Raw genomic sequence first — 24,088 nt, forward strand, 5'->3', positions numbered from 1 at the left:
AGGCGTCGAGCCGTCAGCCCTTCGCTTCGTCGTGCGTGTGGTGGTAACGCACCGCTGCGGCCACTTCTTCGCGCGAACCGAGGAACACCGGCACGCGCTGGTGCAGCTGATCAGGCTGGATGTCGAGGATGCGCTCACGGCCGGTCGAGGCGGCGCCGCCGGCCTGTTCGACCAGCAGGCCCATCGGGTTGGCTTCGTACATCAGGCGCAGCTTGCCGGCCTTGGACGGATCCTTCTTGTCCCACGGGTAGATGAAGATGCCGCCGCGGGTCAGGATGCGGTGTACGTCGGCCACCATGCTGGCGATCCAGCGCATGTTGAAGTTCTTGCCGCGCGCGCCTTCCTTGCCTGCCAGCAGGTCGCTGACGTAGGCCTGCATCGGCGCTTCCCAGTGACGCTGGTTGGACATGTTGATGGCGAACTCCTGGGTGGCCGCCGGAATCTGCATGTTCTCGGTGGTCAGCACGAACTCGCCCTTCTCGCGGTCCAGAGTGAAGGCGTGGGTGCCGTGGCCGACGGTCAGCACCAGCTGGGTGCTGGGCCCGTAGATGCAGTAGCCAGCGGCGATCTGCTTGCTGCCCGGCTGCAGGAAGGCGTCATCGCCTGGCAGCTCGACGTTGGTCGGGCAGCGCAGCACCGAGAAGATGGTGCCAACGGAGACGTTGACGTCGATGTTGGAGCTGCCATCGAGGGGATCGAACAGCAGCAGGAAATCACCGCGCGGATAGATGTCCGGCACCGGCTGGCTATGGTCCATTTCCTCCGAGGCGCAGGCAGCGAGATGGCCGCCCCAGGCATTGGCTTCGAGCAGGATCTCGTTGCTGATCACGTCCAGCTTCTTCTGTGCTTCACCCTGCACGTTGCCGGTACCGGCGTCGCCGAGCACGCCACCGAGGGCGCCCTTGCTGACGGCGATGGAGATACTGGTGCAGGCGCGGGCGACCACGGCGATCAGCTGGCGCAGGTCGGCATTGATGCGGCCGGCGTGCTGTTCCTGGATCAGGAAGCGGGTCAACGAAGTACGGGACATGGGCGGGCAGGTCTCGGCAGCGGGAAAACGCCTATTGTCGCCCGTCTGGCGGGGGCGTGCGTGAGCGCGGGAAGGCGTAATCGTTTCCAGATGCGTTGCGCTGTCGGCGCACTCCTTCATGGAGGCGCAGGGCGAGGCACACCGTGACCAGGACACGCCGTAAACCCATCCATGGGGGCTCGATCGGCGTATCCACGCGCCTCACGGTCCTGGCCACGGTGTGCCTCGCCCTGCGCTTCAGGGTTCGCCGCGAGCGCGGAGAGTGTGGCAAAGGCAAAGCAGGAGCAAAAACAAAGGCGCCCTTCGGCGCCTTTGTTCTCAAACCAGTGCAGTGTTGCTTCAGGCCTTGGCGACGGTGGCCACGGCCTTGGCGACGTATTCCAGGTTGTTCTGGTTCAGCGCGGCCACGCAGATGCGGCCGGTGCCGACGGCGTAGATGCCGAACTCGTCGCGCAGGCGTTCGACCTGTTCGCGGCTCAGGCCGGAATAGGAGAACATGCCGGCCTGTTCGTTGATGAAACCGAACTGCGGCGCGCCGGCGGCGGCCAGCTTCTCGACCAGGCCCTGGCGCAGGGCGTGGATGCGCTCGCGCATCTCGGTCAGCTCCTGCTCCCACATCGCACGCAGTTCCGGATTGGTCAGCACGCCGGCCACCAGCGCAGCACCGTGGGTGGACGGGCTGGAGTAGATGGTGCGGATCACGCGCTTGACCTGCGACTGCACCGCCTTGGCGTCCGCAGCGGTCGGCGCCACCATCGACAGCGCACCCACGCGCTCGCCGTACAGCGAGAACGACTTCGAGTACGAGTTGGCGACGATGAAGCTGTCGATGCCGGCTTCGGCGATGATGCGCACGGCGGCGCCGTCCTGCTCGATGCCCTTGTCGAAGCCCTGGTAGGCCATGTCGATGAAGGGGAACAGCTGCTTGTCCTTCAGCAGTTGCGCGACCTGCTTCCACTGGCTGACCGTGAGGTCGGCACCGGTGGGGTTGTGGCAGCAGGCATGCAGCAGCACTACGGTGCCGGCTTCCAGCTTACCGAGGTCGGCCAGCATGCCGTCGAAATCAACCCCATGGGTGGTCGGGTCGAAATAGGTGTAATCCAGCACCTCGAAACCGGCGGCGCTGAACACCGCGCGATGGTTCTCCCAGCTCGGGTTGCTCAGCGCCACGGTGGCGTGCGGCAGCAGCTTCTTCAGCACGTCGGCGCCGACGCGCAGCGCACCGCTGCCACCGACGGTCTGTGCGGTGGTGACGCGGCCGGCGGCCAGCAGCGGCGAGTCCTTGCCGAATACCAGCTCTCGCGTGGCCTGCGTGTATGCCGGCAGGCCGTCGATCGGCAGGTAGCCGCGCGGTTTGGCTTCAGCGGCAAGCTGCTGCTCGATCTGCTTGACGGCGCGCAGCAGCGGGATGCGGCCGCTCTCGTCGTAGTAGATGCCCACACCCAGGTTGACCTTGGTCGGGCGGCTGTCGGCGTTGTACGCCTCGGTCAGGCCCAGGATCGGGTCGCCTGGGACCAGTTCCACGTTTGCAAAGAAGGACACGGCGGTACTCGTTCGGTAGACGGAAAGGGGGAGGAAGTGCGCTACGCGGTCTGCGGCCTTGCAGCCGGAAACAGCCCATCGTAACAAAGCCTGCCGGGGCTGGCCGCCGCCATCGTCATCCGCAGCCCCGTACCATGGCGTGCGTTGCCGCCCGATCCATCAACCTGAATCATGAATCCTGCCGCACGACGCCATTGCCTGCCGCTCGCTGCCCTGCTGTTGTCGCCTTGGGCGGCGCTGGCCGAGCCCGCGCCGACCGCCCTGCCCAGCGTGCAGGTGCAGGCCGCACGCGTGCCCGGCATCGACCCGTTCGCGCTGCCGGCGAGCCAGGACACGGTCTGGATCGACGCCGCGCGTGCCGGCGCCGGTGCACAGCTGTCCGAGGCGCTGGCCGGGGTCCCGGGCCTGGTCGCCCGTGACCGCCAGAACTTCGCGCAGGACACCCAGCTGTCGATCCGTGGCTTCGGCGCACGCTCGACCTTTGGCGTGCGCGGGGTGCGGGTGCTGATCGACGGCGTGCCGGCCACCATGCCTGACGGTCAGGGCCAGCTGTCACATGCCAGCCTGCTCGGCGCCGAGCGAATCGACGTGCTGCGCGGGCCGTTCTCGGCGCTGTACGGCAACTCTTCCGGCGGCGTGCTGCAGGTCTGGAGTGCGCAGGGCCAGGCCGGCGATCCGTGGCGGTTGCGCGTGAACGCCGGCGCCGACAGCACGCTCAGCGTCGGCGCGCAGCTGAAGGGGGCCGGTCGCGGGCTGGACTACAACATCGCCGCCAACCACTTCCGTACCGATGGCTGGCGCGACCACAGCCGTGCCCGCCGCGAATCGCTCACTGCGCGTATCGGTGGTGATCTGGGCGGTGGACGGTTGGAGCTGCTGCTCAATGCGCTGGATGCCCCCGATGCGCAGGACCCGCTGGGCCTGAGCCGTGCCCAGGTGGCGGCCGATCCGCGCCAGGCCACCGCCGTGGCGCACCAGTACAACACCCGTAAATCGGTGCGCCAGCAGCAGACCGGCCTGCGCTGGACCCGTGAAGCCGGGCCGCAGCGTTGGCAGCTGATGGGCTATGCCGGCCAGCGCGCGGTACGCCAGTACCTGCCGATCCCGCCGGCAGCTCAGACCAACAGCCCGTTGCATGCCGGCGGAGTGATCGATCTGCAGGGCGGCTATGGCGGGCTGGACGCGCGCTGGGGCTGGCACGGCGACCTGGCCGGCCGGCCGCTGGATCTGGTGGCCGGGCTCAGCGCAGACCGCCAGCGCCAGCACCGCACCGGCTACGAGAACTTCATCGGCAGCATCCTGGGCGTGCGCGGGCGCCTACGCCGTGACCAGATCGACGTCGTGCAGAACGTGGACCAGTTCGCCCAGGCCTGGTGGCAGTGGAGCCCGCGCTGGTCATTGCTGGCCGGCGTGCGTCACAGCGCGGTGCGCTTCGAATCCGACGACCGCTACATCGTCGGCGCCAACCCCGACGACAGTGGCCACCGCCGCTACCAGGCGACCACACCGGTGGCCGGGATCAGCTTCGAGGCCAGCCCGCAGTGGCGCCTGCATGCATCCGTGGGCCGCGGCTTCGAGACGCCCACCTTCAACGAGCTGGGGTATCGCGCCGACGGCCAGGCGGGACTGGCGCTGGATCTGGCGGCGGCGCGCAGCCGCAGCCTGGAGGTGGGCAGCAAATGGCATGCACAAAACGGAACCCAGCTCGATATCAGCCTGTTCCGCGCAGATACCGACGATGAGTTGGCAGTTGCCAGCAACATCGGCGGACGCAGCACCTATCGCAACATCGGCCGCACCCGCCGCCAGGGCGTGGAACTGCACTACCGGCAGCCGCTGGCCGAACAGCTGGAACTGCAGCTGGCATGGACCTGGCTGCAGGCGCAGGTGCGCTCGCCGTACCTGACCTCGAACAGCGTGGTTGCTGCAGGCAGCCGCCTGCCCGGGGTACCGCGCCAGCAGGCGTTTGCCCGGCTGCAGTGGACGCCGGCCGACTGGCAGTGGGCACTGGAGGCCGCCGCCAGCAGCGATACCGTGGTCAACGACGTAGCCACCGAGCGGGCGCCGGGCTACGCGTTGCTGAACCTGGAAGCCGGCCGTCGCTGGCGCCTGCCGGGCGGCGAGCTGCGCGCCTTCGCCCGGCTGGAGAACGTGCTGGACCAGGCCTACATCGGCTCGGTGATCGTCAACGACGGCAACGGGCGCTTCTATGAGCCGGGACCGGGACGGCGAGCCAATATTGGCCTGCAGTGGTCGTGGCATTGAAGTGGTAGTGCCGGCCGCTGGCCGGCATCGCTCTGTGCAGGGCAGCCCAGGCGTTGCCGGCCAGCGGCCGGCACTACCCGTCAGTCGGGGGCCTTGGCCGGTACGAACGGCGAGGTCGGGTCGCTGGCCGGGAAGGTCTCCTCCAGCGCCTCGTCCTGGTTGTCGCTGGCGCGCTGCTTGCGTTCGCGACGCTTGAGCGGGCTTTCCTGGCCGCCGCGATGGCGGTCGCCGCCATCCTTGCGGTCCTGGGCGGCCTGTTCAGCCTCGTGCTTCACCGGCAGATGGTCGCCACCGTGCTCGGCGTCGTAGAAAGGTGCGCCGGTGCCGCGGTAGTCGGCATTGTCGGCATCGCGCTTGCCGCGCTGTTCACCGGGAATGGGTGGCTGGTTTTCCCGCAACGGGTCTCGGGAAGTCTCTCGGCTCATGGGCTGGCTACCTGCGCTCGGGGCTCCCACTACACCGCGCCACAGGTAAAGCCGCCGCGAACCCGGCGTCATGAACATCTCGCTCACCCCCCGGTAACGGCACCGCGCGTATTCCTGCCCACCCGCCCCCGCTGCAGGAGCCGGCCATGCCCCGTCTTGAACGACCCGCACCGTCCGTGTTCAACGCCCTGCTCGATCCGCTCGGCCAGCGCACCGCACAACGCCGCACGCGCCGCCATGAAGATCCGCAGGCGGTGGCACAGGACTACCTGCAGTACATGCTCAGCGACTACGAAGAGCGTCGCGGGCAGAACCACCGCAACTGGCGCGATCTATGCCCGGTCTATGCCTTCGCACTGACCACCCACGCTGCCGACTGGCCGCGCGGTGACGCCGCGGATACGTGCGAGGAACTGGCCGAACACTGGGAACAGATGCGCGGGCAGTCGCGGTTGAGCTGGTCGCAGGCACGGCCGGTGGTGGAAGACGCCTGGCGCGCGCTGGATCATATTCCTGCGGTGGCGGTGAGGCCGTTGCTGCAGTAGTGCCGGCCGCTGGCCGGCAACCTCAGGAAACTTCAGGCCGCGAGCTCTGCCGGCCAGCGGCCGGCACTACCGTTCTTCGTAGAACCCACGTGCACGGTATCGACACGGGTGGTTTACACCGTCCATCCGAAGCTGGATGCCCTGCCCCGCCAAAGGTACGCTCATGGCCCGCCCGATCTGGACCGGCACGCTGTCGTTTGGCCTGCTCAACGTGCCGGTGTCGCTGATGTCAGGCGAACGCAAGGTCGATCTGCAGTTCCGCATGCTCGACTCCCGCGACCGCAAGCCGATCCGCTTCGAGCGGGTCAACGCCGATACCGGCGAGGAAGTGCCATGGAAGGATATCGTCAAAGCCTACGAGTACGACAAGGGCAGCTATGTCGTGCTGGAGGAAGGCGATATCCGGTCTGCGGCACCGGAAAGCCACGAAGCGGTGGAGGTGGAATCGTTCGTGGATGCCGCACAGATCGACCCGCGCTACTACGAGAAACCCTACCTGCTGGTGCCCGGCAAGAAGGCCGAAAAGGGCTACGTGCTGCTGCGCGAGACATTGCGCAGTACCGGCAAGGTGGGCATCGCCCGGGTGGTGGTGCGTACCCGCGAATACCTGTGCGCGGTGATGCCGCATGCGGACGCGCTGGTGCTGATGATCCTGCGCTATCCGCAGGAACTGGTGGATCCCGAAGATTACAAGCTGCCCACCGGGAAGCTCGCCGATTACCGCATCAGCAGCAAGGAAACGGCGATGGCCGAGCAGTTGATCGAGTCGATGTCCGGGGACTGGGATCCGTCGCAGTACCACGACGAATTCCGCGAGCGCCTGCAGCAGGTGCTTAACAAGCGAATCAAGTCCAAGGGCGGTACCACCCGGGTGGAGGATGAGCCTGTACCGCGCGAGGATGCCACCACCAACGTGGTCGATTTCATGGCGCTGCTGCAGAAGAGCCTGGACGCGAACAAGCGTACGCCGGCGAAGAAGACGGCAACGCGGAAAGCAGCCACCAAGCCGACGGTAAAGAAAGCCGCAAAGAAGGCAACGAAGAAGGCCGCAAAGAAAACCGCTGCACGGCGCAAGGCAGGTTGAGCCATGTCGTTGCACCAGTACCGGCGAAAGCGCCGGCTTGGCGGTGGCCTCGGGCAGACACCGGAACCTGACGACACACCCGCACACGGCAACCCGAAGCGGCGGCCGATCTTTGTCATACAGCTGCATCATGCCAGTTCGCGGCACTATGACTTCCGCCTTGAGATGGACGGTGTGCTGAAAAGCTGGGCGGTGCCGAAGGGTCCTTCGCTTCGCGCTGGTGACAAGCGGCTGGCCGTGGAAGTGGAAGACCATCCGCTGTCCTACGCCGTTTTCGAAGGAGACATTCCCGAAGGCCACTATGGCGCTGGCCACGTGGAGGTCTTCGATCACGGCACATGGGCCTGCGAAGGCGATCCACTGCAGGCACTGGCAGCAGGAAAGATCGACTTCGTGCTGCATGGGCAACGCCTGGCCGGCGGCTGGAAGCTGGTGCGCACAGCGATGAAGGGACGCCAGCTGCAGTGGCTGTTGATCAAACGCGACGACGGGGAAGCGCGTGATGCCGAAGCAGATGATCTGCTCCAATCCCCCATGCCGAAACGCACATCCGCAGTGAGCAAGCGCACGGCGGGCAAGTCAACGCGCGCCGCACCGGCTGCACGATCGGCGACCCGCAAGGCCGATGCGCGTTGGCATGCGCGAGCGCTCAACCTGGACGGCGCGCGTGACACGCCCTACCCGCGTGCCTTCAAGCCACAGTTGACCGATCATCGCGACAGTGCACCGGACGGCGAGCGCTGGTTGCATGAGATCAAGTGGGATGGCTATCGCCTGCTGGCCGATCTGCACGAAGGCAAGGTGACGCTGTGCTCCCGCAACGGCCTGGATTGGACCGGTGATTTCCCCGAGGTGGTACAGGCCGTGCAGGCACTGCCGGTGACGGATGCGCGACTGGACGGCGAGCTGGTGGTGCTGGACCGGGATGGACGCAGCGACTTCGCCGCGCTGCAGCGCGTGATCGACGGGAGTTCGAAGCAACCGTTGCGCTACATCGTGTTCGATCTGCCGGGTGTGGCCGGCGTGGACATCAGTCGTTCACCGCTGCTGGAGCGCAAGGCGCTGCTGAAGGATCTCATCGGACCCACGCCCGGAACCCTGGCCTTCAGCGAGCACGTGATCGACCATGGCCCGCAGGTATTCGATGCCAGCGGCAAGGCGGGATTCGAAGGCATCGTCAGCAAGCAGGTGGATGCGCCCTACGTGAACACCCGTGCACGCAGCTGGGTGAAGGTGAAGCATGAAGACACCGACGAGTTCGTGATTGTCGGCTACACGGCACCGAAGGGCTCCCGGGTAGGGTTCGGCTCGCTGCTTCTCGCCACGCCGGACAACGGCGGATTGCGCTATGTGGGGCGGGTCGGCACCGGCTTCGACGACGAGAGCCTGCGCGCGCTGCTCAAGGCACTGCAGCCACTGGCGGTGAGGACGCCGGTGCTGGAACTGCCCGCGCATGTGCCGTTCCGCGCCGCCAGCGTTCGCTGGGTGAAGCCGGTGACGGTAGCGGAGGTGGCGTTCCGTGGCTGGGGCAAGGAAGGCCTGCTGCGCCAGGCCAGTTTCAAGCGGCTGCGCAGCGACAAGCAGAAGGAGGACCTGGGAGTGGCCGTATCGAGTGCTGAAGCCGGGGGCGAGGTCCAGATCACCCATCCGGAGCGGGTGGTGTTCCCCAGGCAGAAGCTCAGCAAGGGCGACGTGGCGGACTACTACCAGCGCATGGCGCGCTGGATCCTGCCCGAAATTGCCGGGCGGCCCTTGTCACTGCTGCGCTGCCCGGATGGCGTGGGCAAGGCCTGCTTCTTCCAGAAGCACCATGGCCCCGGCCTGGGCGATGCCGTGCACGCGGTGCCCCTGCAGCAGAAGAGCGGCCGCGAGGACTACGTCTACATCGACGATGTGCGGGGCCTGCTGCAACTGGTGCAGATGAACACCCTGGAGCTGCATCCGTGGGGCGCGACCGTGGCCGATCCCGAGCACCCGGATCGCTTGGTGTTCGATCTCGATCCCGGTGAAGGGGTGGGATGGGCAGAGGTGAAAGCCGCTGCGCGTGATGTCCGTGACCGCCTGCAGGAAGCCGGCCTGAAGAGTTTCGTGCGGCTGTCCGGGGGCAAGGGCGTGCATGTGGTGGTGCCGCTGCGGCCCAAGGCCGACTGGGAACAGGCCAAGGCGTTCTGTGAGGCGTTCGCCCGGGCGATGGCGGAGCGGGCGCCGGACCGCTACGTGGCAACAATGAGCAAGGCCAAGCGTGGTGGCGTCATTTTCATCGACTGGCTGCGCAATACGCGGGGTGCCACCAGTGTGTGCTCGTGGTCGTTGCGTGCGCGCGATTCCGCTGGCGTGGCAGTACCGCTGCGCTGGGATGAACTGGCTCGCATCAATGCCGCCGACGCATTTCCCATGGGCAAGGCGCTGGCGCGCGCGAAGCGGCTGAAGGCGGACCCTTGGCACGGCATCGCGCGGCTGAAGCAGACGTTGCCGCGCATGGACCTGTAGAGCCGAGCCTATGCTCGGCTGCCTGTGTCGATGTGCATGAAAGCCGAGCACGGGCTCGGCTCTACAGGGGCGGCATCACCTTGCATCGCGCGAGGGACGACGTCCGAACCACCAGCCGGCCAGCAGTTGCAACGGCAGTGACGCCAGCAGTGAAATGACGAACCAGAACGGGAAATCCGCACCGGCCGTCCACATTGCGTAGCCACAGCCCAGCGCGACCAGCGACCAGATCGAGAAGCCGTGCGATCGCGGCCAGCAGGGCGCGTAATAGGTGGCAAAGGAAACCCCGGCGATGCCACCGAGCACGCTGAAGGCGAGATCCCAGCCCAGCTGCACGCTGTTGTTGTCCGGCGACAGGCCCAGCAACGGTGGCAGCCAGCTGGCGACGCTGCTGACCAGCGCAAGCGACAGCACGCCGCCGATCAGGGCAACGATGGACAGGAACAGGGTCTTGAGCACGCCAGGCATGCGCGCATTGTACGGCTGCGGCGGAGAACCCGGCATGCCGGCCAACGGCCGGCACTACCGAAATGTGTGTGGATCCGATCCGATGAATCGGCATGGCCGCCGCGTCCGTGGGAGAGGGGGACGGAGCGACGGCGGCCATGCACAGGCGGTCAGGCGGCGAAGTCGAGCACCACGCGGCCTTCGATGGTGCCCGCATGCATGCGCGCGAACACGTCGTTGATGTTTTCCAGGCGGTCGGTGCTGACCGTGGCCGCGACCTTGCCCTCGGCGGCGAACTGCAGTGATTCCTGCAGGTCCAGCCGGGTACCGACGATCGAGCCGCGCACGGTGATGCCGTTGAGCACCATGCCGAAGATATCCAGCGGGAAGTTGCCGGGCGGCAGGCCATTGAGCGAGACAGTGCCGCCACGGCGCACCATGCCCAGTGCCTGCTCGAACGCCTTCGGCGACACCGCCGTGACCAGTGCACCGTGTGCGCCACCGATTTCCTTCTTCAGGAAGGCGGCCGGGTCGGTGGTGCGCGCGTTGACGGTGACCTGCGCGCCGAGCTGGCGCGCCAGTGCAAGCTTGGTATCGTCCACGTCCACCGCGGCCACGTTCAGGCCCATTGCGCGAGCGTACTGCACCGCCATGTGGCCCAGGCCACCGATGCCGGAAATCGCCACCCAGTCACCGGGCTTGGTGTCGGTGACCTTCAGGCCCTTGTAGACGGTCACGCCGGCGCACAGCACCGGCGCGATCTCGACGAAGCCCACGTCCTTCGGAAGCAGGCCGACATAGTTGGCATCGGCCAGTGCGTACTCGGCGAAGCCGCCGTTGACCGAGTAGCCGGTGTTGCGCTGCGTCTCGCACAGCGTTTCCCAGCCACCCAGGCAGTGTTCGCAATGACCACACGCCGAGTACAACCAGGGGATGCCGACCCTGTCGCCTTCCTTGACGTGCCCTACCCCGCCTCCCACGGCCACGACGTGCCCCACGCCCTCGTGGCCGGGGATGAACGGCGGGTTCGGTTTCACCGGCCAGTCGCCCTCGGCGGCGTGCAGGTCGGTATGGCAGACGCCACAAGCCTCGATCCTGACCAGCACCTCGCCCGCCCCCGGGCGCGGTACCACGACTTCCTCGATGACCAGTGGCTTGCCGAACTCGCGGACGACGGCGGCCTTCATGGTTCTGTTCATGCATGCTTCTCCGTAGTGCGCTTGCAGACAGGATGGCGCCGGCCCCATGCCTGCGCCTTGATCCCGATCAATCCATCAGAAGAAGCCGAGCTTCTTCGGCGAATAGCTGACCAGCAGGTTCTTGGTCTGCTGGTAGTGGTCGAGCATCATCCGGTGGTTCTCGCGGCCGATGCCCGACTGCTTGTAGCCACCGAATGCGGCGTGCGCCGGGTAGGCGTGATAGCAGTTGGTCCACACGCGCCCGGCCTGGATGGCACGGCCCATGCGGTAGAGGCGCGCGGCGTCCCGGCTCCACACGCCGGCACCCAGGCCGTACAGCGTGTCGTTGGCGATCTGCAGAGCTTCTTCCTCGGTCTTGAAGGTGGTCACCGCTACCACCGGCCCGAAGATCTCCTCCTGGAAGATGCGCATGCGGTTGTGGCCCCTGAATACGGTGGGTTTCACGTAGTAACCACCGGCCAGGTCGCCACCCAGGGTGTTCTGCTCGCCACCGATCAGCACTTCGGCCCCTTCCTGCTTGCCGATGTCGATGTAGGAGAGGATCTTGTCCAGCTGTTCGGCGGAGGCCTGTGCGCCGATCATGGTGTCCGGGTCCAGCGGATCACCCTGCCTGATCGCGGCCACGCGCCTGAGCACCCGTTCCATGAAACGCTCGTAGATGGATTCCTGTACCAGCGCACGCGACGGGCAGGTGCACACTTCGCCCTGGTTCAGCGCGAACAGCACGAAGCCCTCCACGGCCTTGTCGAGGAAATCATCGTCCTCGGCCATCACGTCGGCGAAGAAGATGTTGGGCGACTTGCCGCCCAGTTCCAGCGTCACCGGAATCAGGTTCTGGCTGGCGTACTGCATGATCAGGCGGCCGGTGCTGGTCTCGCCGGTGAAGGCGATCTTGGCGATGCGTGGGCTGCTGGCCAGCGGCTTGCCTGCTTCCAGGCCAAAGCCGTTGACGATGTTGAGCACGCCCGGGGGCAGCAGGTCACCGATGATCTCCATCAGCACCAAGATCGAGGCTGGGGTCTGCTCGGCCGGCTTGAGCACCACGCAGTTGCCGGCGGCGAGCGCCGGGGCCAGCTTCCAGGCCGCCATCAGCAACGGGAAGTTCCACGGGATGATCTGGCCGACCACGCCCAGCGGTTCGTGGAAATGGTAGGCCACGGTGTCCTTGTCGATCTCCGACAGGCTGCCTTCCTGCGCGCGCACCACGCCTGCGAAATAGCGGAAGTGGTCGATCATCAGCGGGATGTCGGCGTTGAGGGTTTCGCGGATCGGCTTGCCGTTGTCCCAGGTCTCGGCGCGCGCGATCAGTTCCAGGTTCTGCTCGATGCGGTCAGCGATGCGGTTGAGGAGGTTGGCGCGCTCGGCGGTGGAGCGCCTGCCCCAGTCTTCCTTGGCGGCATGGGCCGCATCCAGCGCGGCCTCGATGTCGTCGGCGTTGGAGCGCGCCACCGAGGTGAGCACCCTGCCGGTGATCGGCGTGATGTTGTCGAAGTACTGGCCGCTGCGCGGTGCCACCCACTGGCCACCGATGTAGTTGTCGTAGCGGGGTTTGAACAGCGTGCCGGGACCGGCCGGGTCGGTTGAGGGCGAGGGCGGGATTGAAGCAACGGCATTCATCGGGGGCACTCCTTGGATGGCCCGGACAACCCGGGACCTGCCCGGCTACCGCAACGAGCGTGCCAATCCCGCCGGTGCTGCGGCGCATCACGCGGCGCGGCGGCATCAGTGTTGGCGGTCCCCTGGCGGAATGCCGCAGCGCACCAGTGGACGTCATGGCACTTGAAGGCGGGATGTGCTTTTAATCGAAACAGTGCCCGCAACAGCTGTCGCAGAATGCGACAAGGAGCGAGAGGGTGTCCCAGCCGATTCTTCCCGAGCGCGTCGGCGGCGCGCGCCGTGCCTTCTTCGAGCGCGGTGCAGTGCCGGCTGGCGTGGTACCCGACGCCATCCTGCAGTCGTGGCGGCGCTGCCAGCGCCAGGGCCTATCGGTGGATGCACGGCCCGACGTGGCGCCGGTGCCCGAACCCTCCCTGCGCGAACTGCGCCAGCGCCGCGAGCGCCTATGGCGGCTGGCCCGGCCCGAGCTGGAAGGCCTGGCCGGCTCGCTGGCCAGCAGTGATGGCATCGTGCTGCTCACCGATGAGGAAGGCTGGGTGCTGGATGCCGAGGGCAGCAACAGCTTCCTGGACCGTGCCGGCCAGGTCGCGCTGATGCCCGGCGTGCGCTGGGACGAAGGCACCGTCGGCACCAATGCCATCGGCACCGCCATCGTCGAAGGCCGCGCCCTGCAGGTACGCGGCGGCGAGCATTTCTTCGCCCCGCACGGCATCCTCACCTGCTCGGCCACACCGATCTTCGATCCCTTCGGCCAGCGCGTGGGCGTGCTCGACATTTCCGGTGACGCGCGCCACGCCCATCTGCATGCGCTGGCGCTGGGTCGCCAGGCCGTGGACCAGATCGAGCACCGTTACTTTGCCGACGGACTGGACGACTGCGAACTGCTGCACCTGCATGCCCAGCCGTTGCTGCTGGGCAGCCCGCGCGAAGCGCTGCTCGGCTTCCGCAACGGCCGCCTGGTGGCTGCCAACCGCGTTGGCCTGGGGCTGTTCGGGCTGGACCGGCACGACATCGGCCACGCCTCCTACGAGGCCCTGTTCGACCAGCCACTTGCGCGGCTGCACGACGACGGCATGCTGCTGGACCGGCAGGGACGCGCGCTGTACGGCCACAGTGAAAGCAAGCGCCGCGCACGCGCCGGCAGCGTCGTGTCCGCACGCGCTCCGCGCGTGGTCCCCGTGGCTCCCGTGCCGGCGGCGCCCGGCACGGTGCTGGCCACGCCGGTGCAGCAGCAGTTGCACCGGGCCGTGCGCGTGCTCGATGCCGGCCTGCCGGTGCTGGTGCAGGGGGAGACGGGCACCGGCAAGGAAGTATTCGCACGCGAGCTGCACCGCCGCAGTACGCGCGCCGGCCAGCCGCTGGTGGCGGTGAACTGCGCGGCCCTGCCAGAGGGGCTGATCGAAGCGGAGTTGTTCGGCTACGAGGAAGGGGCCTTCACCGGCGCGCGCCGGCAGGGCAGTACCGGCCTGCTGAGGCAGGCCCAGGGGGGTGTGCTGTTCCTCGATGAGATCGGCGACATGCCGTTGGCCCTGCAGCCGCGACTGCTGCGCGTACTGCAGGAACGCGAACTGTCACCGCTCGGCGGTGGCCGTCCGGTAAAGCTGGACTTCGCCCTCGTCTGCGCCAGCCACCGCGACCTGCAGCAGGCCGTGGCCGACGGACGCTTCCGCGCGGACCTGTACTACCGCATCGCCGATCATGTGGTGCACCTGCCCACCCTGCGCGAACTGGACGAGCGCGGCGCCCTGCTGCAGGCGCTGTGGGCACCGATGGCCCAAGGCCGCGTACTGCAGGCCGAGGTGCTGGAGCTGCTGCAACGGCAGCGCTGGCCGGGCAACCTGCGGCAGCTGCAGGCCTGCCTGCGCACCCTGGTGGCGTTGAGCGACCCCGGCGAGCCGATCACTGCAGCACACCTGCCGGCGGACCTGATGAGCACGCCGCTGTCGCCGCAGGTGACGGCCGCAGACAGCGCCTGCGCTGTCCGCGGTGGGCTGCGCGATATCGCCGAGGAGGTGATGCGTCAGGCCCTGCAGGCCGCCGACGGCAACATCTCCGCGGCGGCCAAGCAGCTGGGCATCAGCCGCAGCACGCTGTACCGGCGCCTGGGCCGGCCCGCCACGCGCTGAGCGCGCGCGACGGTGCCCGACGCTGCCCGGTGCAACGCAGCAGCGGCCTCAGCCGGCCAGCACTGCGGCCTCGCGGGCCAGGCGTTCGATGGCATCCCAGTCGCGGGTCTGCAGCAGCGCCGGGGTGGTCAGCCACGAACCGCCCACGCACAGCACGTTGGGCAGGTGCAGGAACTGTGGTGCGGTCTGCACGCTGATCCCGCCCGTCGGGCAGAAGCGGACATCGGCGAACGGCCCGTGCCAGGCCGACAGCAGCGCGGCGCCGCCAGCCTGCACGGCAGGGAAGAATTTGAACGTATCCAGGCCGTGCTCCAGGCCCAGGATCAATTCCGACCCGGTGGCCACGCCCGGCAGGTAGGGCAGGTCGGCATCGCGGGCGGCTGCATACAGGGCCGGCGTAGCGCCGGGCGACACGGCGAAACGCGCGCCCGCCTCCCGGGCCGCCTGCATCTGCGCGGGCGTGAGGACGGTGCCGGCACCGACCACGGCATCGGGTACCGCCTCCCGCATCGCCCGGATGGCGTCCATCGCCTGCGGCGTGCGCAGCGTGACTTCGATTACCGGCAGGCCACCACGGAACAGCGCCTGTGCGACCTGCACGGCCTCCTCCACCGAGCCGGGGGTATACACCGGAATCACCGGTGCCAGTTTCAGCACCGCGCGCACGCGCGGATCAGCGGCGGACATCGAATCGCTCCTCGCCCATCAGGGCCAGCACGTCAGCTTCGCTGACAGGATTGAAATCACCGGGGATGGAATGCTTCAGGGCCCCGGCGGCCAGGCCGAAGCGCACAGTGGCGTCGGCATCAAGGCCGGACAGGATGCCATGCAGGATGCCGGCCGCGAAGGCATCGCCACCGCCGATGCGATCGACGATGCCCTGCAGCTGGCGCACGGGCGCCTGCGCGCGTGTTCCGTCGCGGCCCAGCAACAGTGCACCCATCGCATGGTGGTCGACGCTGATCACCTGCCGCTGCGTGCACGCCATCCACTGCAGCTGTGGAAACGCTGCGAACGCAGCGACGGCGGCGGCCTCGACGCGGGCGACCGGCTCCTGTTGCGTGAACGGCCGGTCCAGCACCACCTCCATGTCACGGTGGTCGGCGAAGACGATGTCGGCCTGGGCGAACAGCTCGTGCAGCACGGCCTGGGCGTCACCACCCCAGCGCTGCCAGAGCCTGGGGCGGAAGTTGCCGTCAAAGGAAACACGAACCCCGGCCTGCCGCGCCGCGCGTGCGGCATCCAGCGTCGCTGCGGCGACCTCCGGCCCCAGTGCCGGGCTGACCCCGGACAGGTGCAGCCAGTGCGCGCCCTGCAGCAACGCCGGCCAGTCATGGTCGCCCGCAGTGCTGCGCGCGAACGCCGAGTCCGCGCGGTCATAGACCACTTCGCTGGCACGCTGGACCGCCCCGGTGGTGAGGAAATACAGCCCCATCCGAGCGCCCGGCACCTCGTGAACGTGGCGGGTGTCCACGCCGTGCCGGCGCAGTTCTGCCAGCGCGTGGGCACCGAGCGGGTTGCCTGCGACCGCGCCGACCATCGAGACCTGGTGTCCCAGCCGGGACAGCGAGACACCCACGTTGGCTTCCGCTCCGCCCACGTGCACCTGCAACTGCGGAGACTGCAGCAGCAGCTCGCGGCCGGGCGCACCCAGGCGCAGCAGCAGCTCCCCGAAACACACGATACGACCCATCTCCGCTCCTTCGTGCTTGCCGCCAGCGTGGGACACTGCGCGGCATGGTTGTGGACCACGTGGGGGTGTGGCGTTGACTAGCGGTGTCATTCTAGACCGAAGTTGCGCTGCGGATGCTCGGTTCGCATGTCGAAACCATTGTCCTGCAAGCGTCTTGGAGACATTGCGGATCTGTTGCGCTGCAAGATGCCCGATTCGAGGCGTGCTGTTAACGTCGGCTTTGACCAGCGGTGTCATTCCGCTGCACAGCTGCGATACCAGACCTTTGGGAGAGGGGAAAGGCATGCAATCTCGGATCCACGGAAAAAAGACACCGGTTACCTTGCTGGCAATGGGCGTGGCGCTGGCCCTGTCCACCACGGCGGCTGCCCAGCAGCAGGCCGCCACCGATCTGGACACGGTCACCGTCACCGGCTACCGCGCCAGCGTTGAAAAGGCGCTGGACATCAAGCGCGGCGAAGCCGGCGTGGTCGACGCCATCGTTGCCGAGGACATCGGCAAGTTCCCCGACCTGAATCTGGCCGAATCACTGCAGCGCATCCCGGGCGTGGTCATCACCCGCGAGGCCGGCGAAGGCCGCAACATCTCCGTGCGCGGCCTGGGCCCGGATTTCACCCGCGTGCGCATCAACGGCATGGAGGCGCTGACCACCGTCGGCGCCGGTGACCAGAGCGGTGGCACCAACCGCGGCCGTGGCTTCGACTTCAATGTGTTCGCCTCGGACCTGTTCTCGCAGCTGCTGGTGCGCAAGACCGCCTCGGCCGACGTTGAAGAAGGCTCGCTGGGTGCCACGGTTGATCTGCGTACCGCGCGGCCGTTCGACTATGAGGGCTTCACCTTCGCCGCCAGTGGCCAGGCCAGCTACAACGCCATGGCCGAGAAGGCCGACCCGCGGGTCGCGGCGCTGGTATCCAATACCTTCGCCGATGGCACCTTCGGCGCCCTGCTTTCGGTGGCCTACTCCGAGCGCCAGGCGCTGGAGGAAGGCTCCAACACCGGGCGCTGGGCCAACGGCCCGAGCAACGGCAATTTCGCGGCCTCTTCGCCGTTCGCCGCAGCGCGTGGTGCCAACGTGTTCCATCCGCGTTTCCCGCGCTACGTGCAGATGGAGCATGAGCAGAAGCGCCTGGGCGTGACCGGCTCGCTGCAGTGGAAACCCGGCGATGCCACTGAAATCTCGCTCGACGCGCTGTACTCGAAGATCGATGCCACCCGCGATGAAAACTACATCGAGGCGATCTCCTTCAGCCGCGGCACCAGCAGCACGCCGCGCCTGGCCGGCAAGCCGGCCATGGTGGTCCGCAACGGCGTGATCGAGAACAACGCCCTGGTCCAGGGCGAGTTCGACAATGTCGACATCCGTTCCGAAAGCCGCCATGACGAATGGAGTACCGAGTTCAAGCAGATCGCACTGAACGGCCAGCATCGCTTCGGAGATGATTTCACCCTGTCCGGCAAGATCGGCATCTCGCGCTCCAGGCATGAGAACCCCGTGCAGACCACGGTGATCATGGACAAGTATGACGTCGATGGTTACAGCTACGACTATCGTGGCAACAACCGCGCGCCGGTCCTCAACTATGGCATCGACCCGACCAACCCCAACGGCTGGGAGCTGGCGGAAATCCGCCTGCGGCCGCAGTACGTGGACAATGACTTCGATACCGGCCAGATCGACTTCAACTGGAATCTCGGCCCGGGCTTCCGCCTGAAGGGCGGCGTGCTGGCCAAGGACTACACGTTCAGCACCACCGAGCTGCGCCGTGCCAGCGAGCTGGCCGTACCCGGCTTTGCCGATGGCACGAAGGTCGTGCCGGCGGGCATGACCACGCCCGCAGGGCTGAAGGGCATCAACGGCAGCCCCGCCAGCTGGGTCGTCCCCGACCTCGGGGCGATTGCCGAGCAGTTCGACATCTACAGCAACAGCGGCAGCTTCGCGGTGGCGCCGCGTGCCAACAATGTGCGCAGCGTGGAAGAAAAGGACCGCGGTGCCTACTTGATGGGCGAGTTCTCCACCGAACTGGGCAGCCTGCCCCTGTCAGGCAACGTGGGCGTGCGGTACGTGCGCACCAAGCAGTCCTCCACCGGCCTGTCCACGCTGGCCAACGGCACGGTGCAGACCACGGCCAACCGCACCTATGACGACACCCTGCCCTCGCTCAACCTGGTGGCGGAAGTCACGCCGGACTTCCTGATCCGGCTCGGCGCGGCCAAGGTGATGAGCCGGCCGGGACTGGGCAGCCTGACGCCCGGTGCGACCGTGGCTGTGGCCGGCGGCGCGCGCACCATCTCCAGCGGCAATCCTGACCTGGATCCGATCCGCGCGACCAATGTCGATCTCGGCTTCGAATGGTACTTCGCCGAGGGCGCGATGGCCGGCATCGGCCTGTTCTACAAGGATATCGAGAGCTTCATCCAGACCACCCGCGAAGTGCGTCCCTACAGCGACAGCGGCCTGCCCGCCTCGCTGCTGGAAGGCACCGGAGCCTCGGCCAGCGATGACTTCACCTACAGCAAGCCGGTCAACACGCCCGGTGGCGAACTGCACGGCGTGGAAGCCAACTACACGCAGCCTTTCACCTTCCTGCCCGGCAAGTGGGCCAACCTCGGCATACAGCTGAACTACACCTGGGTGGAATCGAAGATCCAGTACCTCAACTCGGCAGGCCAGCCGGTCATGAAGACCGATCTCACCGGTCTGTCGAAGTCATCGTGGAACGCGACGCTGTTCTACGAAGGGGAGCGGTTTGCCGGCCGCATCTCGGCGACCAACCGCGATGACTACCTGACCCAGGCCCCTGGCCAGGAGACCGGCTTCAATCTGGATGGCTATCACGGCATGACCGGCACCACGGTGTTCGATGCCTCCGTCCGCTACAAGATCAGCGACCAGCTGGAACTGAGCCTGGAAGGCATCAACCTGACCAACGAGGCGTCCGACGAGTGGGTCTACTCGCCGCTGACCGGCCGACTGCCGTTGCAGTACACCGAAACCGGCCGCCAGTTCCTGCTGGGCGTGCGCTACAAGTTCTGAGCAACGCCGGCGGCGCGTGCCGATACGCGCCGCGGTTCGCCATGACCGCTGCTGCGCCGCAAGGTGCCGCTGCGGCGTGGCCTTGCTACGGTCCGGCGGCCCTCCGCCGGCCGTCGCCCGTTGAAAGGAAATGTCTCCATGCCGCACCGCACGACCGTGTTCCGCTGCCTGCTGCTGGCAGTCGCCCTGGCCGCAGGCCCCGCGACGGCCGCCGCCGATGTCCCCACCCTGCTCTTCCATGTGGATGCCAATCACGGCCTGCAGGCCGTGACCGCTCACGGTGAGGCCGTAGCGAACTTTCGCGACAAGGTGGCGGTGGTCGACGACGGCAAGCATGGCAAGGCCATCCAATGGGAAGACGACGGCGTGCTTGCCTGGGATGCGCCGGGCAACATCCTGGCCCAGCGCGGCACGCTGGCCTTCGACTGGCGTTCACGCTACGCGGTGGGTGAAGCGCCGTTCGTGATCTTCCGCGTCGGCTACGCCGACCACAGCAGCTGGGACATGGCCTGGCTGCGCATCGACTGGAACGGGCACGGCTTCGATGCCTTCGTCACCGATGCCAACCTGGCACGCACCCGCGTGTCGTTCCGCATGGATGCACTGCCGCGTCCCGACCAGTGGTTGCACCTGGCCTTCGCCTGGGACGAGGACCAGGGCGTGCGCCTGTTCATCGATGGCCGCGAAGTCGCGCGCGCGCAGGCCACCGGCGATTACGATGCCGCGCTGGACCAGCTTGGCCTGGCCGGTCGGGTGATGGCGCCGTACCAGGTGCAGAGCCGCTACAACTTCCTGCGTGGCAGCGATTTCCAGCACATCCGGGTCTACGACCGCATGCTGGATGTGCCAGCGGTGGCAGCGCTGGCTCGCGGGCGCGAACCGGCCAGCGCCGTGGGGGTTGCCGATGGCACGCGCGCCTGGCGCCACCGCTTCGGCTGGGATGGGGCTGCACCCCCAGCGGTGGCGGCGGGCGGCACCCGCATCCGCAAGATCGAATTTGCCGACACCCGTGACCTGAAGGCGTGGATGTGGAAGGCCACCGATGGCATCGCCGAAACCACCTGGCCGGGCGTCTACAACCGCTCGCGCCTGCCCGGCCGCAATGACTACTTCCAGCTTCCGGACTGGAACACCTATGTGGAAGGCGGCCAGCACCTGGACCTGACCCTGCCGGCCACCGAAACGGTGAACCGGGTGGAGATCCGTGGTGCGGCCTTCGGCACCCTCTCCCACGGGCCCGACGCCGAACATGCCACCGACGTGCTGATCACGCGCCCGCGCGGGGTGGTGCGCAGCGTCGACAACATTGCCGCGCAGCGCGGCGGCGTGCTGCGTTTCAGCAACGTCGAGCAGGAAACACCGATCCAGGAAATCTGGGCCTACCACGTGAGCGAGGGCGGCGAGCCGGAAGGCACGGTGAAGCAGACCTACATCATCGACAGCCACGCGCTGCCCGACTACACCAACCTGGACGCATTGCGCCGCTACATCGATGGACGTTTCCCGGCCGCCGAACGCAGCACGGTGATGGCGCTGCCGAAGGGCGCCGGTTCCCGCCGCCGGGATGCAGGCACCCTGCCTGCGCATCCGCGGCCCATCGTGCACGTGCTGATCCCTTCCGGGGTGGGCGATGCACCCGCCAACCAGCCGCTGATCCGCAGCTGGGCCTACAGCTGGGAGAACATGCACGACGGCCTGGACGGCGTGGCCATCGACCTTCCCGCGCTCAACCTGCCGCCCACCCACGATGGGCTGGTCCCGCTGAACATCCGCATCAAGGATCCGATCTGGCCGGCGCGCGACATGATCGACGTATCGGTGTCGGTGCCACCAGGGCAGAAACGCACGCTGTGGCTGGACCTGCGCGATCGCATCCTCACCCCGGACAGCCTGTGGCTGAGCATCGCCTCGGCCGCACCGGGCTTCGATGCCGATGCCCTCGACGGTGCGCAGGTCCGGCTGGTGTTCAAGCCGCGCGCCGACGCGCTGAGGGAGCACGTGGCCGACCGCTTCAACCAGGTCCGCGACAACTGGGGCTTCCTGGTGGAAGAGCACACCACGTCCAAGCGCCAACGCCTGTACGCGCGCGTGTATGCGGACCTGAGCGACCTGCTGCGGGTGGATCCGGACCATGAACTCGGCCGCCTGTACTGGAACTACATCAGCTACAACAGCCAGGGCCGCCCGCCCTACACGGCGCCTGCCGTGCCCAGGGGCGTGCCGGCGTGGGCATTCAACCAGGTGCAGGACCTGGCGCAGGTGCGGCAGTTCGTCGACTGGTGGATCGATGAACGGCAGGTGGCCTACGGGGATTTCGGCGGTGGCATCTCCGACGATTCCGACCTGACCCAGCAGTGGCCGGGGCTGGCCCTGATGGGTGTGCAGCCGGATCGATTGAACGCCTCGCTGACCGCGCTGTCCGATGCGGTGTACCGCAACGGCATGTTCAGCAACGGCTTGAGCACCATCGAGACCGACGAGCTGCATTCCTATGAGGAAGGCATCAACACCAACAGCGCCATGCTCTACCTCAACTGGGGCGACCCGCTGACGCTGGAACGCCTGATGGAAACGGTGAAGGCCTTCGACGAGCGCATCATCCTGCGCAACCCGCAGGGCCACCTGCTGTTTTCCAGCAACTGGTTCGGTGGCAACAAGGTCTACCGCGAACCGAACTGGCAGTGGCAGAAGCCGTATTCTTTCCCGGTGCTGCACCCGGCGTTCCTGCTGGGCCAGTACAACGCCGATCCCACCGGCCGCGCGCTGGTGATCGGCCTGGCCGATGGCTATCTGGCCCACGCAGGCAAGGACGACAAGGGAGGCTTCACCCTGCCCAACGAGATCAACTGGGCCAGCGGTGCCACCCGCGGCGGCGAGTTGAACAACGGCTCCGGCAACGGCGACACGATGCACACCTTCTGGGCGGCGTGGCGCTGGAGCGGCGATGCGAAGTACCTGCAGGCACTGGACTACCGCGTGGCCCGTGGCGGCCCGGGCGCCCTGGCCAACCTGGGCGAGAACGTCGTGGACGTACTGGGCCGGCAACAGGACTGGTACCCGCTGCTGCGCGCCGAGGCCGACGCGGGAAAAACCGGTTTCGCCAGCCTGATGGCGTGGCAGGCCAGCGGCGACAGGTCATACATCGCCGCCCTGCATGCCGACGGCCTGCAGGCGAAAGTGCAGCGCGCATACATGAACACCGAGGGCCACTGGTGGTCCGACCGCGTGGAAGCGCCCAGTGAATTCCTGCAGCGCGCACGCCTGGGCGGCATCGCGCTGAAGCGCAACCAGAGCTGGCCCGGCCATACCGTCAGCTGGCGCTTCGACCGCGAGGACGCGGCCGAACAGGTCGCCCTGCTGGTGCATGCGCCGTCGCGTGAACGTTTCACCGTTACCAGCTACAACCTGGGCACGCGCACCATCGGCGCCGACATGACCGGCTGGAACGTGGCCAGCGGGACCTGGCGGATACGCAGCGGCGTGGATGCCGATGGCGATGGCCACATCGACGGCACGCCCGCCGAACGCCGCGTGCAGCTGGAAACCAGCGCTTCGGTAGCGCTGCAGTTCCGTCCCGGGCGTACAGAGGTGTTCGAGTTTGAACGCGTGTCCGAGGGAACACCGGTGGAAACACGGCCGGACCTGGGCGTGGGTCGCGGCGACGTACGCATCGACGGCAGCCAGCTGCAGGTGACCGTGCACAGCCTGGGCCATGTCGGCACCGGCGTGGGCGTAGCAATGCTGGAAGACGCGCGCGGTCGCGAGATCGCCCGCACGGACGTGCCGGCGCTGGGGGCACCCAGTGACCTGCAGCCGAAGACCGTGCAGGTCTGGTTGCCGTTGCCGGCCGGTGACCGCAGCGGCCTGCGCGTGCGCGTGGCGCTGGCCGACGGTGGCGAGGAAGTGACCCGGCTCAACAACGTGGTCGGCGTGCCACGATGATGCCTGCATTACGCCCGGCTTGATCCGGCGCGGGTCAGGACGCCTCGGTCTCCAGCCGCTTCATCCGGCGCTGGTACCAGCCATCATCCAACGGCTCGAACACCGCGCTGCGTTCCATCACGCCCTCGTAGACGTGCAGCGACACGGCCACGTCTGCGTCGCTGGCGTTGCACAGCGTGTGGTACTCGTGCGGCGGAATCAGGCTGCCGGCGCTACCGCGGTGGCCGTACAGCGTGGGCTGGGCGGCAAAGCGATGACGTTCGCCATCCTGTTCAATCAGCGCATAGGGAGTGACGATCAGTTCGCCCTGCCAGACACCTTCCACGCACCACATGGCATCGTGGTCATGCAGGGGCGTGCCCTGGCCTGGGCCCCAGCACATGGCGATGACGCTGTAGCCCAGGGTCGGGCTGCGGTGCAGTTCACGGCGTGCGTAATGCCCTTCGACCGGGCGCCGCACGCAGGGGGGCAGCTGGATGGACGGATCGACGATGGCCTCGCGCAGCACCCGCTGCAGCGCACCGGTGATGGCCTCCGGCGTACCCAGCATCACCGCGGCATCGATCGCAGCGAACAGCCGCTCCCGGCCGGTGAATGACGGTGGCAAGGACATCGTTCCCATGTCCCGACTCTAGCCGAGAGGGGTTAA

The 24,088-nt window shown here is 67.4% G+C and carries 16 protein-coding genes; 7 read left to right on the top strand and 9 right to left on the bottom strand.

Features of this window, described 5'->3' with window-relative positions; all coding sequences use genetic code 11:
- Positions 1-13: 13 nt before the first annotated feature.
- Entirely contained in the window at positions 14-1,030 is a 1,017-nt protein-coding gene (locus ACMGRF_RS18555; RefSeq protein WP_049413403.1) for a class 1 fructose-bisphosphatase, read from the bottom strand.
- Positions 1,031-1,369: 339 nt separating this feature from the next.
- Positions 1,370-2,572 carry an aromatic amino acid transaminase gene (locus ACMGRF_RS18560; protein ID WP_049438653.1) on the bottom strand — a complete coding sequence of 401 codons (1,203 nt, stop codon included), beginning with the start codon at positions 2,570-2,572 and terminating at the stop codon, positions 1,370-1,372.
- A 171-nt stretch (positions 2,573-2,743) separates the two neighbouring features.
- On the opposite strand from ACMGRF_RS18560, the gene ACMGRF_RS18565 reads away from it, so the two are divergent.
- The gene (locus ACMGRF_RS18565) at positions 2,744-4,837 is read left to right on the top strand and encodes a TonB-dependent receptor family protein (RefSeq protein ID WP_414485464.1); all 2,094 of its coding nucleotides are present in this window, start codon (positions 2,744-2,746) and stop codon (positions 4,835-4,837) included.
- Between the two features lie 80 nt (positions 4,838-4,917).
- Here the strand turns inward: ACMGRF_RS18565 and ACMGRF_RS18570 are convergent, their stop codons facing one another.
- A complete protein-coding gene (locus tag ACMGRF_RS18570; protein ID WP_262223742.1) occupies positions 4,918-5,262 on the bottom strand; it encodes a hypothetical protein in 345 nt (114 codons plus the stop codon).
- A gap of 146 nt (positions 5,263-5,408) precedes the next feature.
- Here ACMGRF_RS18570 and ACMGRF_RS18575 point away from each other — a divergent pair, with 146 nt between their 5' ends.
- From ACMGRF_RS18575 to ligD, 3 genes are all read left to right on the top strand, one after another.
- Complete coding sequence (locus ACMGRF_RS18575) at positions 5,409-5,807, top strand: hypothetical protein (protein ID WP_049413394.1); 399 nt, start codon at positions 5,409-5,411, stop codon at positions 5,805-5,807.
- Positions 5,808-5,970: 163 nt separating this feature from the next.
- Positions 5,971-6,891: a Ku protein gene (locus ACMGRF_RS18580; RefSeq protein WP_049413392.1), complete on the top strand. Its 921-nt coding sequence runs from the start codon at positions 5,971-5,973 to the stop codon at positions 6,889-6,891.
- A 3-nt stretch (positions 6,892-6,894) separates the two neighbouring features.
- A complete protein-coding gene (gene ligD / locus ACMGRF_RS18585; protein ID WP_180879829.1) occupies positions 6,895-9,381 on the top strand; it encodes a DNA ligase D in 2,487 nt (828 codons plus the stop codon).
- A 75-nt stretch (positions 9,382-9,456) separates the two neighbouring features.
- Here the strand turns inward: ligD and ACMGRF_RS18590 are convergent, their stop codons facing one another.
- The 3 genes from ACMGRF_RS18590 to adh form a co-directional block, all read right to left on the bottom strand.
- Positions 9,457-9,849, bottom strand: a complete 393-nt coding sequence (locus ACMGRF_RS18590; RefSeq protein ID WP_099485886.1) for a hypothetical protein — start codon at positions 9,847-9,849, stop codon at positions 9,457-9,459.
- A 149-nt stretch (positions 9,850-9,998) separates the two neighbouring features.
- Positions 9,999-11,027, bottom strand: a complete 1,029-nt coding sequence (gene adhP, locus ACMGRF_RS18595; protein ID WP_005421163.1) for an alcohol dehydrogenase AdhP — start codon at positions 11,025-11,027, stop codon at positions 9,999-10,001.
- A 75-nt stretch (positions 11,028-11,102) separates the two neighbouring features.
- Entirely contained in the window at positions 11,103-12,644 is a 1,542-nt protein-coding gene (adh, locus tag ACMGRF_RS18600; protein ID WP_414485465.1) for an aldehyde dehydrogenase, read from the bottom strand.
- Positions 12,645-12,880: 236 nt separating this feature from the next.
- On the opposite strand from adh, the gene ACMGRF_RS18605 reads away from it, so the two are divergent.
- Positions 12,881-14,770 carry a sigma-54-dependent Fis family transcriptional regulator gene (locus ACMGRF_RS18605; RefSeq protein ID WP_180879827.1) on the top strand — a complete coding sequence of 630 codons (1,890 nt, stop codon included), beginning with the start codon at positions 12,881-12,883 and terminating at the stop codon, positions 14,768-14,770.
- Between the two features lie 48 nt (positions 14,771-14,818).
- Here the strand turns inward: ACMGRF_RS18605 and eda are convergent, their stop codons facing one another.
- Positions 14,819-15,457, bottom strand: coding sequence for a bifunctional 4-hydroxy-2-oxoglutarate aldolase/2-dehydro-3-deoxy-phosphogluconate aldolase (eda, locus tag ACMGRF_RS18610; protein WP_049438647.1), 639 nt, complete (start codon positions 15,455-15,457; stop codon positions 14,819-14,821).
- The gene (locus tag ACMGRF_RS18615; RefSeq protein WP_005421153.1) at positions 15,444-16,463 is read right to left on the bottom strand and encodes a sugar kinase; all 1,020 of its coding nucleotides are present in this window, start codon (positions 16,461-16,463) and stop codon (positions 15,444-15,446) included. The genes eda and ACMGRF_RS18615 overlap by 14 nt, the downstream gene beginning before the upstream one ends.
- A 283-nt stretch (positions 16,464-16,746) precedes the next feature.
- On the opposite strand from ACMGRF_RS18615, the gene ACMGRF_RS18620 reads away from it, so the two are divergent.
- Together ACMGRF_RS18620 and ACMGRF_RS18625 are read left to right on the top strand one after the other, a co-directional pair.
- On the top strand, positions 16,747-19,497 hold the full coding sequence (locus ACMGRF_RS18620) for a TonB-dependent receptor (RefSeq protein WP_414485466.1): 2,751 nt from the start codon (positions 16,747-16,749) through the stop codon (positions 19,495-19,497).
- A 138-nt stretch (positions 19,498-19,635) separates the two neighbouring features.
- On the top strand, positions 19,636-23,439 hold the full coding sequence (locus tag ACMGRF_RS18625; RefSeq protein WP_414485467.1) for a LamG-like jellyroll fold domain-containing protein: 3,804 nt from the start codon (positions 19,636-19,638) through the stop codon (positions 23,437-23,439).
- Between the two features lie 34 nt (positions 23,440-23,473).
- Here the strand turns inward: ACMGRF_RS18625 and ACMGRF_RS18630 are convergent, their stop codons facing one another.
- On the bottom strand, positions 23,474-24,061 hold the full coding sequence (locus ACMGRF_RS18630) for a cysteine dioxygenase family protein (protein ID WP_005421147.1): 588 nt from the start codon (positions 24,059-24,061) through the stop codon (positions 23,474-23,476).
- Between the last annotated feature and the right edge of the window lie 27 nt (positions 24,062-24,088).

The sequence above is a fragment of the Stenotrophomonas sp. EMP41 genome (genome assembly GCF_047495535.1).
In the GTDB taxonomy this organism is placed as follows: domain Bacteria; phylum Pseudomonadota; class Gammaproteobacteria; order Xanthomonadales; family Xanthomonadaceae; genus Stenotrophomonas; species Stenotrophomonas sepilia.